11 protein-coding genes are annotated in these 14,502 nt (G+C 73.6%); 9 read left to right on the forward strand and 2 right to left on the reverse strand.

Annotated elements, in window-relative coordinates; genetic code table 11:
- Positions 1 to 3: 3 nt before the first annotated feature.
- Complete coding sequence (locus ACE1OC_RS24980; RefSeq protein WP_407838890.1) at positions 4 to 1,284, reverse strand: MFS transporter; 1,281 nt, start codon at positions 1,282 to 1,284, stop codon at positions 4 to 6.
- A 244-nt stretch (positions 1,285 to 1,528) separates the two neighbouring features.
- Here ACE1OC_RS24980 and ACE1OC_RS24985 point away from each other — a divergent pair, with 244 nt between their 5' ends.
- Positions 1,529 to 2,371, forward strand: coding sequence for a MurR/RpiR family transcriptional regulator (locus ACE1OC_RS24985; RefSeq protein WP_407838891.1), 843 nt, complete (start codon positions 1,529 to 1,531; stop codon positions 2,369 to 2,371).
- A gap of 544 nt (positions 2,372 to 2,915) precedes the next feature.
- On the opposite strand, the gene ACE1OC_RS24990 is transcribed toward ACE1OC_RS24985, so the two are convergent.
- Positions 2,916 to 4,289 carry a diaminopimelate decarboxylase gene (locus tag ACE1OC_RS24990; protein WP_407838892.1) on the reverse strand — a complete coding sequence of 458 codons (1,374 nt, stop codon included), beginning with the start codon at positions 4,287 to 4,289 and terminating at the stop codon, positions 2,916 to 2,918.
- Between the two features lie 104 nt (positions 4,290 to 4,393).
- Between ACE1OC_RS24990 and hutU the strand changes: the two genes are divergently transcribed.
- The 8 genes from hutU (at position 4,394) to ACE1OC_RS25030 (ending at position 14,462) form a co-directional block, all read left to right on the forward strand.
- Positions 4,394 to 6,058 (forward strand): urocanate hydratase, encoded by a 1,665-nt coding sequence (gene hutU, locus ACE1OC_RS24995; protein WP_407838893.1) that lies wholly within the window; start codon positions 4,394 to 4,396, stop codon positions 6,056 to 6,058.
- A gap of 98 nt (positions 6,059 to 6,156) precedes the next feature.
- Positions 6,157 to 7,362: an allantoate amidohydrolase gene (locus ACE1OC_RS25000; RefSeq protein WP_407838894.1), complete on the forward strand. Its 1,206-nt coding sequence runs from the start codon at positions 6,157 to 6,159 to the stop codon at positions 7,360 to 7,362.
- Complete coding sequence (locus ACE1OC_RS25005; RefSeq protein WP_407838895.1) at positions 7,338 to 8,693, forward strand: formimidoylglutamate deiminase; 1,356 nt, start codon at positions 7,338 to 7,340, stop codon at positions 8,691 to 8,693. The genes ACE1OC_RS25000 and ACE1OC_RS25005 overlap by 25 nt, the downstream gene beginning before the upstream one ends.
- A 236-nt stretch (positions 8,694 to 8,929) precedes the next feature.
- The gene (gene hutI, locus ACE1OC_RS25010; protein WP_407838896.1) at positions 8,930 to 10,108 is read left to right on the forward strand and encodes an imidazolonepropionase; all 1,179 of its coding nucleotides are present in this window, start codon (positions 8,930 to 8,932) and stop codon (positions 10,106 to 10,108) included.
- Positions 10,109 to 10,241: 133 nt separating this feature from the next.
- Positions 10,242 to 10,928, forward strand: coding sequence for an LPXTG cell wall anchor domain-containing protein (locus ACE1OC_RS25015; protein WP_407838897.1), 687 nt, complete (start codon positions 10,242 to 10,244; stop codon positions 10,926 to 10,928).
- Between the two features lie 17 nt (positions 10,929 to 10,945).
- Positions 10,946 to 11,977 (forward strand): hypothetical protein, encoded by a 1,032-nt coding sequence (locus ACE1OC_RS25020; protein ID WP_407838898.1) that lies wholly within the window; start codon positions 10,946 to 10,948, stop codon positions 11,975 to 11,977.
- Between the two features lie 77 nt (positions 11,978 to 12,054).
- The gene (locus ACE1OC_RS25025) at positions 12,055 to 13,167 is read left to right on the forward strand and encodes a hypothetical protein (protein ID WP_407841677.1); all 1,113 of its coding nucleotides are present in this window, start codon (positions 12,055 to 12,057) and stop codon (positions 13,165 to 13,167) included.
- Positions 13,164 to 14,462 carry a hypothetical protein gene (locus tag ACE1OC_RS25030; protein WP_407838899.1) on the forward strand — a complete coding sequence of 433 codons (1,299 nt, stop codon included), beginning with the start codon at positions 13,164 to 13,166 and terminating at the stop codon, positions 14,460 to 14,462. The genes ACE1OC_RS25025 and ACE1OC_RS25030 overlap by 4 nt, the downstream gene beginning before the upstream one ends.
- Positions 14,463 to 14,502: the final 40 nt, after the last annotated feature.

A 14,502-nucleotide genomic window follows, 5' to 3' on the forward strand; every position in this document is an offset into this window, starting at 1 on the left:
ACCCTAGGAGCCGCCGTCCTCGCAGGCACTGGGGCTAGCCCCCGTATCGCGGGACGGCCCCGCATCGCGCCGCACGAGCCCGCGGACGGGACGGACGACGACGAGGGCCAGGGCGCAGCCGAGGCTGATCGCGGCGCCGGCCAGCAGGAGCGGGCGGACGCCGACGAGGCTGCTCGCCGGGCCCGAGAGGACCTGGCCGAGCGGGATGGCGAGGATGGAACCGCCCACCTCGTACGCCGTCACGCGGTTGAGCCGGTCCTCGGGGATCTGGGTCTGCACCGTGGTGGACCACTGCACGCCCCAGAACGCCCAGCCCACACCGCTGATCGCGTAGCCGAGCATGAGCAGCGGCAGGGCCGGGACCAGAGCCGCGGCCAGCGGCATCATCGGGAACAGGAACATCGCGAAGCCGCCGCCGAGCAGCGGGCGGACCGGGCGGATGCGGATCGCGACGAGCCCGCCGAGGACGCAGCCGGCCCCGAAGGCGCCCTCCGCGTACCCGAAGGCGGCCTTGCCGTGCTCGGCGATGATCGAGGCCGCGCCGAGCGGGGTGAGCGGCCCCCAGACGAAGACCCCGAGCACCCACCAGATCAGGATCACCGCCCACAGCCAGGACCTGGAGCGGAACTCGTCCCAGCCCTCCCGCAGGTTCGTGAGGGTGGACTGCGAGCGGTCGGGTGCGAAGCGGGGGAGCCGCAGCGCCAGCAGGCAGACCCCGCTGATCGCGAAGGTGGCGGCGTCGATCACGAAGACCCAGGCCGTCGAGGTGGCGGCGACCAGCACGCCGGCGAGCGCCGGCCCGGCCATCGTGGCCATCCCCTGGCTCACCCGCAGCACCCCGTTGGCCTGGGTGGGGTCGGTGGAGACCTGGGGGACGAGGCTGGAGGTGCCCGGCTGGAACATCGCGGTCGCGATGCCGCCGAGGACCGATCCGCCGATGACGAACCACAGGGTGGGTTGGCCGAGCCAGAGGTAGACGGCGAGGGAGCCCTGCGCCACGCACCGGACCGCGTCGGCGCCGATCATCTGCGGCAGGGGGTGGAAACGGTCCGCGATCACCCCGCCGAAGACGATGAAGAGGGCGAAGGACCCCATCCAGGCGCCCAGCGCGTACCCGATGCCGCTCACCCCGTAGCCGAGCGAGATCATGGCGACGGCCAGGGCGACCGGCATCATCGTGTCGCCCAGCATCGACACGATGCGGGCGGTGAAGAACAGGCCGAAGTTCCTGGTCCACAGGCGGGTTGCGGGCAGCGGTGGGGCGGAGACGGACGAAGACACCATGGGGGCCAATTCGCTTGAATTCGGTGGGGGGTTGACCGGGTGGATCTCGGCGGCCGGCCCTTGAGGATCAAGCGCCTTCGGCGGGCCGGTCAAGCGAATTGCCCAGGGGCCGCGGCGGCGCCGGGAGGTCTCGGATGACGGGATCGGGTTGCCGTCCTGCATAGCCGCATGCAGAGTGCTCGGTGACTGAATATCCCGTCGGTGGCCGCCCGGCCGCCGGGTGGACGGGACGGAGGGGAACGGGATGAGCGAGAGCCCTGCGGCTCGGCTGCAGAAGCTGTTCGAAGGGCACCGGCTGACGCCGACCCAGCGGCGGATCGCGCACTGCATGGTGCGCGGCGCGGCGGAGGTGCCGTTCCTGTCGAGCGTGGAGCTCGCCGAGCTGGCCGGGGTGAGCCAGCCGTCGGTGACCCGGTTCGCGGTGGCGCTGGGCTTCGACGGCTATCCCGCGCTGCGCCGGCACCTGCGCGAAGTGGCCCCCGCGGAGCGGGCCGGGGGCGGGGAAGAGGACGCGTACAACGAGTACCAGCAGGCCGTACAGGGCGAGATCGAGAACCTGCGGCAGCTCTCCGCGATGCTCGCCGACCCGGCGCCGGTGCGGGAGGCGGGGCGGCTGCTGGCAGGGTCGAGCCCGCTGCCCGTACTGGGGCTGCGCGCGGCCTCCTCGCAGGCGCGCGGGTTCGCGTACTTCGCCGCGAAGGTCCATCCGGACGTCCGGCTGCTCGACGAGGGCGGCTCGATGCTCGCCGACCGGATCGACGCGGCCGCGGGCGCCGGGGCCTCGGCCCTGCTGTGCTTCGCGCTGCCGCGCCATCCGAAGGAGGTCGCCGAGGCGCTGGCGCACGCGCGGGGGGCCGGGCTGACGGTGGTCACCGTCGCCGATTCGGCCTTCGCGCCGGTGGCCCGCCACTCCGACCTGCTGATCCCGGCACCCGTCGGCACCGGCCTGGCCTTCGACACGGCGTGCGCGCCGATGCTGCTGGGGCGGGTGCTGCTGGAGGCCATGGCCGACGCCCTCCCGGACGCCCAGGCCCGCCTGGAGGCCTTCGACGCGAGGGCTGCGGCGCGGGGGCTGTTCGTGGAGTAGGGCTGGGGTCGGCGTCTGCCTGTACGTGGTGGGGGTCTGCGGGCTGCGTCGGGTGGGTCGGTGCCGGGGCCGGGGTGGGGTGTCGGCCTGGACTGCATGATTTAGGCGCCCTGTCCTCTACTCCGACAGGGCGAAGGGTGTTCTCGCGCCACAAATCACGCTCTACGTCCAGGCCGACACCCCACCCCGTCCCCGTCCCCGCCCCGGGCCGCCGCCCTCCGACCCCGGCCGGGCGGCGAGTCTTTCAGCCGCCCGGGCGCAGCAAGTTCAGCCGTCCGGCGTTTGGGGACCGGGTCAGGGCAGCGCCCGGGGACACTCCCAGCCTCGCCGGCGTTTGAGGCGCGGGTCCGGGCGGAGCCCGGGGAACGGTGGAAGGGCGGGTAGGGGACTTCGCCCCGCGCAGCGGGTTCCCGGGGGCGCAGCTCCCGGGCGCAGCCGCCGGGTCGGGCTCCCGGGCGTAGCCCCAGGGGCGGGCTCCCGGGCGTAGCCCCAGGGTCGGGTCCCCGGGTGGGCCCGCCGGGGTGGGTTCGGGCGGCCACGGGGGTTAGAGGAGGGCGTCCGGGGTGGATGCGCCCGCTTCTGGGGGGATGGAGGGGATGGGCTGGGCTGGGCGGGCCAGGGTGAAGCGGACCCCCGAGGGGGTCACCGTGTAGCCGTGTACCGCCGGGCGGGGCAGGCTGTTGTAGCCGTAGTGCGCGGTGAAGGCGTATGCCCCCGTGTCGGGGACGCAGACCAGGTCTCCCGGGGCCAGGAGCGGGAGCTCCCGCGCGGCCGCCAGCAGGTCACCCGCGAAGCACGCCGGTCCGGCGATGTCCTGGGCGACCGGGGGTCCGGTCAGCGGAGTCCCCTTCGGGGAGTAGGGGAGGATGCGTAGCGGCCAGGCCGCGGGGGCGTAGACCGTACGGGTCGCCAGCTGGACCCCCGCGTGCGTGAGCGCGATCGCCCGGCCGCCCGCGGTCTTCGTGTACTCCACCCGTGAGAGCACCAGCCCGTGTTTGGCCGTCAGCGACCGCCCGAACTCCGTGACCAGCCCGTACGCCCCCGAGAAGAGCCCGGGGACGGCCGAGCGCAGCGCGCTCACGTAGTCCTCGTAGGTGGGGGTGGCCGCGTCCGAGGCGAAGTTCACCGGCAGCCCGCCGCCGATGTCCAGGGTGTCGACCTGCCGCCGCCCGGCCGCCGCGTTGATCTCCTCGGCCAGCGCGTACAGCTCCCGCACCCCTTCGGCGATCAGGGCCAGCGGTACCCCCTGGGAGCCCGAGTGGGTGTGCAGCCGGGTGAGCCACGGCCGGTCCAGGTAGGCCCGTACGAGCCACTCGCGCGCGCCCGGATCGCGCAGGGCGATGCCGAACTTCGAGGTGGCCGTGGCGGTGGAGAGGGCGTCGATGGTGCCGGCACCGGTCTGGGTGTTGATCCGTACGCCGATCGGGGAGGTGGTGGGCGCCGTCGCGACGAGGGTGTCCAGGCGTTCCAGCTCCTGGCGGTTGTCGGCGTTCAGGGCGACGCCCAGGGCGAGGGCCTCCCGCAGCTCGGCGGCCGTCTTCGCGGGGGAGTCGAGGACGATGCGCTCCGGAGCGACCCCGGCCGCGCGGGCCAGGGCCAGCTCGCCGGGGCTGGCCACCTCGCAGCCGAGCCCGGTGTCGGCGAGCAGCCGCAGCACCGGGACGAGCGGGGCCGCCTTGACGGCGAAGGCGTGCAGGACGGGGGTGCCGGGGGCGAGGGCCCGGGCGAAGGCGCCGGTCAGGGCGGCGGCGGAGGCGCGGATGCCGGCCGTGTCGAGCAGGCACACGAGGGGTGCGTCCTCGTCGATCAGACCCTGCTCCACGGCGGCCCGTACGGCCAGGTCCCGCCGCCGGGCGGAGCGCTCGGAGCCGTCCTCGGCTGAGCCTCCGGCGGCGTGCGCGTGTGCGTCGACTGCCATGTCCGCCATCCCATCACCCGGCGCGTCCCCCCGCAGCTGTTGACTGAATCTATTCAGGACGCAAGGATGTGAATAGATAGACCAACAACGGAGGAGGCACCGCCATGTCAGGACCCCGCCCCGTACGGGCCGCACGAGGTACCGAGCTGAGCACCCTGGGATGGCAGCAGGAGGCCGCGCTGCGGATGCTCCAGAACAACCTCGACCCCGAGGTCGCCGAGCACCCCGACAAGCTCGTCGTCTACGGCGGCACCGGCAAGGCCGCCCGCGACTGGCGCTCGTACGACGCGATGGTCCGCACCCTCCAGACCCTCAAGCAGGACGAGACGATGCTCGTCCAGTCCGGCCGCCCGGTCGGCGTGATGCAGACCCACGAGTGGGCCCCGCGCGTGCTCCTCGCGAACTCCAACCTGGTCGGCGACTGGGCCAACTGGGAGGAGTTCCGCCGCCTGGAGAACCTGGGCCTGACCATGTACGGCCAGATGACGGCCGGTTCGTGGATCTACATCGGCACCCAGGGCATCCTCCAGGGCACCTACGAGACCTTCGCCGCCGTCGCCGCCAAGAAGTTCAACGGGACCCTGGCCGGCACCATCACCCTCACCGCCGGCCTCGGCGGGATGGGCGGCGCCCAGCCGCTGGCCGTGACGATGAACGACGGCGTCGCCATCTGCGTCGACGTGGACCCGCGCGCCATCGACCGCCGCATCGAGCACCGCTACCTCGACGTCAAGGCGAACGACCTGCGCCACGCGCTGCAGCTCGCCGTCGAGGCCCGCGACGCCCGCAAGCCGCTCTCCATCGGGCTGCTCGGCAACGCCGCCGAGCTGCTCCCGCAGATGCTCGCCGAGGGCGCGCCGATCGACATCGTCACCGACCAGACCTCGGCCCACGACCCGCTCGCGTACCTGCCCGTGGGCGTCGACTTCGACGACATGGCCGCCTACGCCGCCAAGGACCCGGCCGGGTTCACCACCCGCGCCCGCGAGTCCATGGCCACGCACGTCGAGGCCATGGTCGGCTTCATGGACGCGGGAGCCGAGGTCTTCGACTACGGCAACTCCATCCGCGGCGAGGCCCAGCTCGCCGGCTACGACCGCGCCTTCGCCTTCCCCGGCTTCGTCCCCGCCTACATCCGCCCCCTCTTCTGCGAGGGCAAGGGCCCCTTCCGCTGGGCGGCCCTGTCCGGCGAGGCCTCGGACATCCACAAGACCGACAAGGCGATGCTGGAGCTCTTCCCCGAGAACGAGTCCCTGCACCGCTGGATCAAGATGGCCGGCGAGCGCGTCCACTTCCAGGGACTGCCCGCCCGCATCTGCTGGCTCGGCTACGGCGAGCGCGACAAGGCCGGCGAGCGCTTCAACGAGATGGTCGCCGACGGCACCCTCGCCGCCCCCCTCGTCATCGGCCGCGACCACCTGGACTGCGGCTCGGTGGCCTCCCCGTACCGCGAGACCGAGGCCATGCTCGACGGCTCCGACGCGATCGCCGACTGGCCGCTGCTCAACGCCATGGTCAACGTGGCCTCCGGCGCCTCCTGGGTCTCCATCCACCACGGCGGCGGCGTCGGCATGGGCCGCTCCATCCACGCGGGCCAGGTCACGGTCGCCGACGGCACGAAGCTCGCGGGCGAGAAGATCCGCCGCGTCCTGACCAACGACCCGGGCATGGGCGTCATCCGCCACGTCGACGCCGGCTACGACATCGCCGAGACGGTCGCCGACGAGCGCGGCGTCCGCATCCCGATGCGCGAGGGTGACCAGGCGTGACACCTTCAGCCTCGCCGGCGTTTGAGGCGCGGGGGTCCGGGGGCGGAGCCCCCGGGAACGGTGGAAGGGCGGGGCGGGGAGAATCCAGCTTCCACAGCATGTGGGCGGACCTCGCACCCATCGGCCGGCACGCGGACTCCGGCGGGTACCGGCGCCACGCCTGGACCGGCGCGGACGCCGACTGCCGGACCTGGTTCCAGGCGGAAGCCGAGAAGCGCGGGCTCGCCTACGAGACCGACCGCAACGGCAACCAGTGGGCCTGGCTCGGCGACCCCGAAGCCGGTGACGCCGTCGTCACCGGCTCCCACTTGGACTCCGTCCCCGACGGCGGGGCCTTCGACGGCCCCCTCGGGGTGGTGTCCTCCTTCGCGGCCCTGGACGAACTCCGCAGGAGGGGAGCGGAGTTCTCCAGGCCCCTGGCCATCACCAACTTCGGTGACGAGGAAGGGGCCCGCTTCGGCCTCGCCTGCGTCGGCTCCCGGCTCAGCGCCGGGCAGCTGACCAAGGAGAAGGCGTACGAGCTCCGCGACGCGGACGGGATCTCCCTCCCGCAGGCCATGGAGGCGGCCGGCTACGACCCCGAGACCATCGGCGCCGACCCCGAACGCCTCTCCCGCATCGGCGCCTTCGTCGAACTGCACGTGGAACAGGGCCGCGCCCTCGACCTCTCCGGGGACCGGGTCGGCATCGCCTCCGCGATCTGGCCGCACGGCCGCTGGCGCTTCGACTTCCGCGGCGAGGCCAACCACGCCGGCACCACCCGGCTGGCCGACCGCCGCGACCCGATGCTCACGTACGCGCAGACCGTGCTCGCGGCCCGCGCCGAGGCGGCCCTCGCCGGGGCCGTGGCCACCTTCGGGAAGATCGCCGTCGAGCCCAACGGGGTCAACGCCATCCCCTCCCTGGTACGCGGCTGGCTCGACTCCCGCGCCGCCGACCAGGCCACCCTCGACACGGTCGTGACCGCGATCGAGAAGGCCGCCCGCGAGCGCGCGGACGCGGAGGGGATCGACCTGGACGTGGTCCGGGAGTCCTTCACCCCGGTCGTCGAGTTCGAGCACGCCCTGCGCGAGGAGATGAACCGGATCCTCGGCGGGTCCGTCCCCGTGCTCGGCACGGGTGCGGGACACGACGCCGGGATCCTCTCGGCGGCCGTCCCGACCGCCATGCTGTTCGTGCGCAACCCCACCGGGGTCTCGCACTCCCCGCGGGAGTTCGCCGCCGAGGACGACTGCGTGGCGGGCGTCCTCGCCCTCGCCGACGTACTGGAAGGCCTGGCATGCGGTTCAAGGGGCACGTGTTGAAGACGTACTGGCTGGAGCACGCCTGGCTCGGCACCCATGTCGAGCCGGGCGTCGCCCTGGACGTAGCGGACGACGGGCGGATCTCCGCCCTGCGGACCGGGGCCGAGACCCCGCCCCCGGGAGCGGAGGTCCTGCGCGGCCTGACGGTCCCGGGCCTGGCCAACGCGCACAGCCACGCCTTCCACCGGGCCCTGCGCTCGACGGTGCAGGTCGGCTCGGGCACCTTCTGGACCTGGCGCGACTTCATGTACAAGGTCGCCCAGAACCTCACGCCCGACAGCTACTTCGCGCTCGCCCGCGCCGTCTACGCCGAGATGGCGCTGGCCGGCATCACCGCGGTGGGCGAGTTCCACTACGTCCACCACGCCCCCGGCGGAGTCCCGTACGCCGACCCCAACGCCATGGGCGAGGCCCTGATCGCGGCCGCCGCCGAGGCCGGCATCCGCATCACCCTCCTCGACACGGCGTACCTGTCGGCGGGCTTCGGGGAAGCACCCAACCCCCACCAGCTGCGCTTCTCCGACGGCACCGCGGACGCCTGGGCGGAGCGGGCCTCGGCCCTCAAGCCCCGCGAGCACGCCCTGATCGGCGCCGCGATCCACTCGGTCCGCGCGGTACCGGCGGACCAGCTCGCCACGGTCGCCGCCTGGGCGTCCGAACGCCGGGCGCCGCTGCACGTCCACCTCTCGGAGCAGACCGCCGAGAACGACGCCTGCCTGGCGGCCCACGGCCTGACCCCGACCCAACTGCTCGCCGAGCACGGGGTGCTCGGCCCGCGCACCACCGGGGTGCACAACACGCACCTCACCGACGCGGACATCGCGCTCCTGGGCTCCACCACCACCGGCACCTGCATGTGCCCCACCACCGAACGCGACCTCGCCGACGGCATCGGTCCGGCCGTACGCCTCCAGCGCGCGGGCAGTCCGCTCTCGCTGGGCAGCGACAGCCACGCGGTGATCGACCTGCTCGAAGAGGCGCGGGCGATGGAACTGAACGAGCGCCTGAGCAGCCGTACGCGGGGGCACTGGACGGCGAACGCCCTGCTCACCGCCGCCACGGAGGACGGGCACGCCGCCCTCGGCTGGTCGGAGGCGGGCCGCCTGGAGGCGGGCGCGCTCGCGGACTTCACCACGATCGCGCTCGACTCCGTCCGCACGGCCGGCGCGCTGCCCCGCCTCGGCGCGGAGACGGCCGTCTTCGCCGCCTCGGCGGCGGACGTCCGCCACACGGTCGTGGGAGGCCGCCACATCGTCCGCGACGGGTCGCACACCCTGATCGAGGACGTCCCGTCCACCCTGGCGGCCACCATCGCCGCCCTCCGCGGCTAACGCCTCAGCCCAACGTCTCCGCCTGCGGCGGGTCTTCCCCCACCCCGCCCCTTCCCGAAACCGGGGGCTCCGTCCCCGAACCCCCGCGCCTCAAACGCCGGCGGGGCTGACTTTCAGCCCGCGCGGCGTTTGAGCGCACCGGGCGCGAAGCGCCCGGAACGGGGCCCGGGGCGGAGCCCCGGTTTCGGGAAGGGGCGGGGTGGGGGAAAGAACCGTCCCGACCACCCCGAGGAACCATGGCCACGACCACCATCACCAACATCGGCAGCCTCGTCACCAACGACCCCGCCCTGGGCGACGGCACCCCCCTCGGCCTCATCGGGAACGCCGCAGTCGTCATCGAGGACGACAGGATCACCTGGGTCGGCCCCGCCGACAAGGCCCCCGCCACGGACACGGCGTACGACGCCGAGGGCCGGGCGGCCATCCCGGGCTTCGTCGACTCCCACTCCCACCTCGTCTTCGCGGGCGACCGCACCGCCGAGTTCAACGCCCGCATGTCCGGCCGCAGCTACTCCGCCGGAGGCATCCGCACCACCGTCGCCGCCACCCGCGCCGCCTCCGACGCCGCGCTCGAAGCGAACCTGGTGCGCCACCTCCACGAGGCCCGCCGCCAGGGCACCACCACCTTCGAGACCAAGTCCGGCTACGGCCTCACGGTCCAGGACGAGGCACGGGCCCTGCGCATCGCCGCCGCGCACACCGAGGAGGTCACCTACCTCGGCGCGCACATCGTCTCCCCGGACTACGCCGACGACCCGGCGGGCTACGTCGAGCTCGTCACCGGCGAGATGCTGACCGCCTGCGCCCCGTACGCCCGCTGGGTGGACGTGTTCTGCGAGAAGGGCGCCTTCGACGGCGACCAGGCCCGTGCGATCCTCACCGCCGGCGCCGCCGCCGGGCTGATCCCGCGCGTCCACGCCAACCAGCTCTCGTACGGCCCCGGCGTCCAGCTCGCCGTCGAGCTGGAAGCCGCTTCCGCCGACCACTGCACCCACCTCACCGACGCCGACGTGGACGCCCTCGCCCAGGCGGCCGGCACCACCGTCGCCACGCTGCTGCCCGGTGCGGAGTTCTCCACCCGCGCGCAGTGGCCCGATGCCCGCCGGCTCCTGGACGCGGGGGCCACCGTGGCGCTGTCGACGGACTGCAACCCGGGCTCCTCCTACACGAGTTCGATGCCGTTCTGCATCGCCCTCGCCGTCCGCGACATGGGGATGACCCCGGACGAGGCCCTGTGGTCCGCCACCGCCGGCGGCGCCCGCGCCCTGCGCCGCACCGACATCGGCGTCCTGACCCCCGGCGCCCGCGCGGACCTGGCCCTGCTCGACGCCCCCAGCCACGTCCACCTCGCCTACCGGCCGGGCGTTCCGCTGGTCTCGGCCGTCTGGCAGAAGGGCCTCAAGACGGCCTGAAACAGGCTGAATCCGGACTGTTGATACGGCCCTGTCCTTTGTCTTCCCTCCGTAGGGCCCCGGGGCTACCTTGAGCCACCAATCTGATGTGCCGTCAGTAACTTGTGGCCCAAGGTTCGAGGGGAAGACGAAGGTGTCCGACCGGAAACGCTCCACCGCGCTCGCGCTGGCCTCCGCGCTGGCGGGGGCGGCGGTACTGCTGGCCGCCCCCGCAGCCCATGCGGCCGTTGTCGACGTCCAGTACGACTGCAAGACCCCCATCGGGGACAAATCGGCGGTCTCGCCGATCGAGATCAAGGGAGTCAAGGAGGGCAACGGCTACAAGCTGACGATGTCCTTCCAGAAGGGCGTCTCCTCCAGCCCCATCGAGCTCGGCAAGGGCGCGATGACGCCCAGTGCCGTGATCATGGTCGACGGAGCGGAGAAAGCGTCGGTACCGGTCTCCGGTCCGCCCAACGCCGAGGCCGTACCCGCCAACACCCCCATCAAGATCAGCGACCTCTCGGGCACGTACACGCCCAAGAAGTCCGGCAAGGTCACGCTCACCGCCGGTGTGCTCACGATCAAGGCGATGGGTACGACCACCACCTGCACCCCGGGCAACAGCCCCAAGCCGTCCCTCGAACTCGACGTGACGGCCCCCGGCGGCGGCAGCGCCACCGGCTCCACCGGATCGACCGGATCCACCGGGGACAGCCTCCCGCAGACCGGCCCCGAGGACTCCGCCATCGCCCTCGGAACCCTCGGAGCCACCGTGATCCTCTCCGGCGCGGCCGGCGTGCTCTGGCTGACCCGCCGCGGCCAGCGGGCCCGGTCCTGAACGGAGCGCACCCGGTCATGTCCGTGCTCCGTTCGCCCCGAAGGCCCGGCGGGCTGCTCCGCGCAGCCCTCGCCGCCGTGGCCGCCGCCGTGCTCTCCTGCGCGATGGCGGCCCCGGCCGCCGCCGACGAGCCCGGCTGGACCGCCGAGCCCGTCGCCGGGAGCGCGCCGGCGGCGGCGAAGTCCGGGGCCCGCCCGTACTTCTACCTCTCGGGTACCTCCGGCACGGTGCTGGAGGACCGCCTCGCCCTGGCCAACACCAGCGACCAGGAGCACACCATCACCCTGCGCGGCGCCGACGCCTACAACACGGCGGACGGCGCCTTCGCCGTGCGCTCCGCCAGGGAGTCGACCGGCGCGGGCCTCTGGATCAGCTTCGGCGCGGTCACCACGGTCAAGGTCCCGGCGCACACCCGCGCCGTGGTCCCCTTCACCGTGACCGTGCCGCCCGGCTCCGCGCCCGGGGACCACCCGGCCGCCGTCGTCGCCACCGAGGCCGGGCGCGAGGTGGGCGTACGGGTCCACCTGCGCGTCGACGGCCCGGCGCTGGCGGCGCTCACGGTCGAGGACGTCGCCGTACGGGGCAAGGGCGCGACCGCGCGCGTCACGTACACGCTGGTCAACCGCGGCAACGTGGCCCTCGCGCCCGAGCTCGCCATCAGCGCCGAGGGAACCCTCGGCAAGGTCGCGGGCCGCAGCATCCGCAGCCTGCCGGTCGAGGTGCTGCCCGGCCAGCGCGTCGAGCTGACCGAACCCTGGCCCGGCGCGCCCGTGTTCGACCGGGTCGCCCTGACCCTCACCGTCACGGCCCCCGGCGGCGCCCGCGCCACGGGGAGCACCTCGGCCTGGTTCGTGCCCTGGGGCATCGCGGGCGCGACCGGCCTCGGGCTGCTGGGCCTCGGCGCCGTCGCGGCGGCCGCGCTGCTCCTGGAACGCAAGCGGCGGACCCGGTCCGGAGAGGGACCCGGATCCGGGCCCGCACCGCACGGGAGCGCCGTACCCGAAGAAGCCCCAGCGCCGGAACACGAGTTGACGGGAGCACCCAGGTGAGCGCCAAGGCCGGTGGGAGACACGGCGGCAAGGTCAGGGCCCTGGTCGCCGCGGGACGCGCGGGGCTGGCGGCGGGGCTGGCGGTGTGCGCGCTGGCGCTGTTCACCGCGGCCCCGGCCGCCGCGGACGACGGGGCCAAACCCGCCGTGGCCCTCTCGCTCAAGGAGGCCGCCAAGGGCACGGAGATAGCCGTCACCGGAACGGGCTGGCGGGCCAAGACCATGGTGATGCTGCTGGTCTGCGGGCAGAACATGATCGGCGGAACCAACAGCTGCGCCAACGCCGACGGCGTGGCCGTCTCGGTCGCCGACGACGGGCACTTCTCCGCCCAGCTCCCGGTGGTCGCCCCGCCCAAGCCCTGCCCCTGCGTGGTCAACGTGACCTCCGTCAACGGGGACCAGTCCACCGTCGGGGCCCCGCTGAAGATCACCGACCACCCGGTGGCCGACCTGCCCGCCGAGGGCGGCACGGCCCGGCTGGCGCTGCTCACCGGGGTCCGGCTCAAGGGCGGGGACGGGGTGCTGACCTGGTTCGGTGCTCCGGCCGGCCGGAAGTTCACGGTCACCGTGGGCAATCTCGGCTCCGCCGCGGTCAAGGACCCGGTCTTCCAGCTCGGCACCGCCCACGGGGTGTTCGCGCCGACCTGGGAAGAGGTCCGCTGGAAGGGCACCGTCCCGCCCGGCGGCAAGGCGGAGGTCTCCCTCGACGCCACCCTGCCGGCCGGCGCCCACGGCGACTACACCCTCTCCCTCAAGTACGGGGAGACGGTCCTGGCCACGCAGCCCTGGGGCGTGGCCCGCCCGTACGGGGTGCTGCTGTTCTGGGGCCTGCTCCTGCTGGTGATCCCGGCCGCGATCTTCCGGATCGGCATGGCCGTCGTCGACAAGGTCCGCCCGCGCGCGGGTCTCGCGGCGAGCGGCCGCCACCGCGGCCCCCGGCCGCAGCCCGACCCGGCGGCGGCCGTGACCGCCCGGCTGCCCCGGATCCCGGCGGTACGGGGGCCCGCGCGGGGCCCCGTACGAGGACCGCTGGCCCGCTCCGGCCAGCCGGCCGAACCCCCACAGACCACCACGGCGGCACTGCCGTGGTTCACCCCGGACAGCGCGCCGGGGACACAGGAAACAGAAGCACCTGCACCACAGACGTCCGCACCGTCTGAGAACAGTCCGACGACGAAGGGACTTCAGTGAAAACCCAACGGAGGGCGAGCGCGGCCGCGGTCGCGCTGCTGCTCGGCGGCGCGGGCATCGCCATGGGGGCCACGCCGGCTCAGGCGGCCGTGGTCGACGTGCAGTACAAGTGCAAGACGCCCATCGGCGACAAGGAGGCGGTGTCGCCGATCGACATCAAGGGCGTCAAGGAGGGCGGCGGCTACAAGCTGACGATGTCCTTCCAGAAGGGTGTCTCCTCCAGCCCCATCGAGCTCGGCGCGGGCGCGATGACTCCCAGCGCCGAGATCGTGCTCGGCGGCGCGGAGCAGGGGAAGGTCGCGGTGCAGGGCGCGCCCAACGCGGAGCCGATCCCCGCCAACACGCCCATCAAGATCAATGACCTGACGGGCACCTACACGCCCAAGAAGTCGGGCAAGGTGACCTTCACCGCCGGCGTCCTGCTGATCAAGGCGATGGGTACGACCACGACCTGTACCCCGGGCAACAACCCCGGGCCCTCCCTCGAACTGGACGTGACGGCCGGCGGCGGCTCCCCGTCGCCCAGCAGTCCGCCGCCGACCAGCAAGCCGCCCACGAGCCCGCCGCCCACCAGCAAGCCCCCGACCACCCCTCCGCCCACCACGGCTCCGCCCACCAGCCCCGGGCCCTCCCCGACCGGCGGGGGCCAGACGGACTTCCCGGGCCAGCCCGTCGACGTCACCTTCGACTGCGGGACCTTCATGCCGAACGGCCCCCTGAACGGCAAGGTGACGATCAGCGCGAAGAAGAACGGCGGCAGCTACGACCTGACGGCCACGACCGCCAAGGGCGTGATGAACAGCCCGGCGGACCTTCCGGCGGGCGCGCTCCAGCCCGCGCTGGACATCAAGCTCGGCGGCGCCGACAGCGGCATCGTCAAGGTCAGCGGCCCGGGCAACCCCGCGCCGATCAAGGCCGGCACCCCGGTCAGCCTCAGTGACATGAAGGGCACCTACAAGCCGGGCAAGACCGGCAAGACCACGCTGACCCCGGACAAGCTGACGATCAACGTGGTGATGGCTCCGGGCGCCGCCCCGATCGTGGTGCCCTGCGCCGCCACCAAGAGCGCCGTCTCGCTCACGCTCGACACCGCCGCCCAGCCCGGCGGCTCCGGCACCTCGGGCGGGAGCACCTCGGGCGGCACCTCCGGCAGCACCTCGGGCGGCCTCGCCCAGACCGGAGCGTCGGACGACGGCGGCATCAAGGCCCTGGCCCTGGTCGCCGGCACGGTCATGCTGCTCGGCGCGGCGGTCTTCACCTTCACCCCGTGGCGCCGCCTGCGCGGCCAGCGGTAACGGATAGGCGACCGCACCCGGGAACGGGAACGGGAACGGC

The sequence above is a fragment of the Streptomyces stoeckheimensis genome (genome assembly GCF_045822005.1).
Lineage (GTDB): Bacteria > Actinomycetota > Actinomycetes > Streptomycetales > Streptomycetaceae > Streptomyces > Streptomyces stoeckheimensis.

Coding starts and splice junctions, on each gene's coding strand:
- ACE1OC_RS24980 (WP_407838890.1), bottom strand. CDS start 1,284: ATGGTGTCTTCGTCCGTCTCCGCCCCACCGCTGCCCGCAACCCGCCTG.
- ACE1OC_RS24985 (WP_407838891.1), top strand. CDS start 1,529: ATGAGCGAGAGCCCTGCGGCTCGGCTGCAGAAGCTGTTCGAAGGGCAC.
- ACE1OC_RS24990 (WP_407838892.1), bottom strand. CDS start 4,289: ATGGCAGTCGACGCACACGCGCACGCCGCCGGAGGCTCAGCCGAGGAC.
- hutU (WP_407838893.1), top strand. CDS start 4,394: ATGTCAGGACCCCGCCCCGTACGGGCCGCACGAGGTACCGAGCTGAGC.
- ACE1OC_RS25000 (WP_407838894.1), top strand. CDS start 6,157: ATGTGGGCGGACCTCGCACCCATCGGCCGGCACGCGGACTCCGGCGGG.
- ACE1OC_RS25005 (WP_407838895.1), top strand. CDS start 7,338: ATGCGGTTCAAGGGGCACGTGTTGAAGACGTACTGGCTGGAGCACGCC.
- hutI (WP_407838896.1), top strand. CDS start 8,930: ATGGCCACGACCACCATCACCAACATCGGCAGCCTCGTCACCAACGAC.
- ACE1OC_RS25020 (WP_407838898.1), top strand. CDS start 10,946: ATGTCCGTGCTCCGTTCGCCCCGAAGGCCCGGCGGGCTGCTCCGCGCA.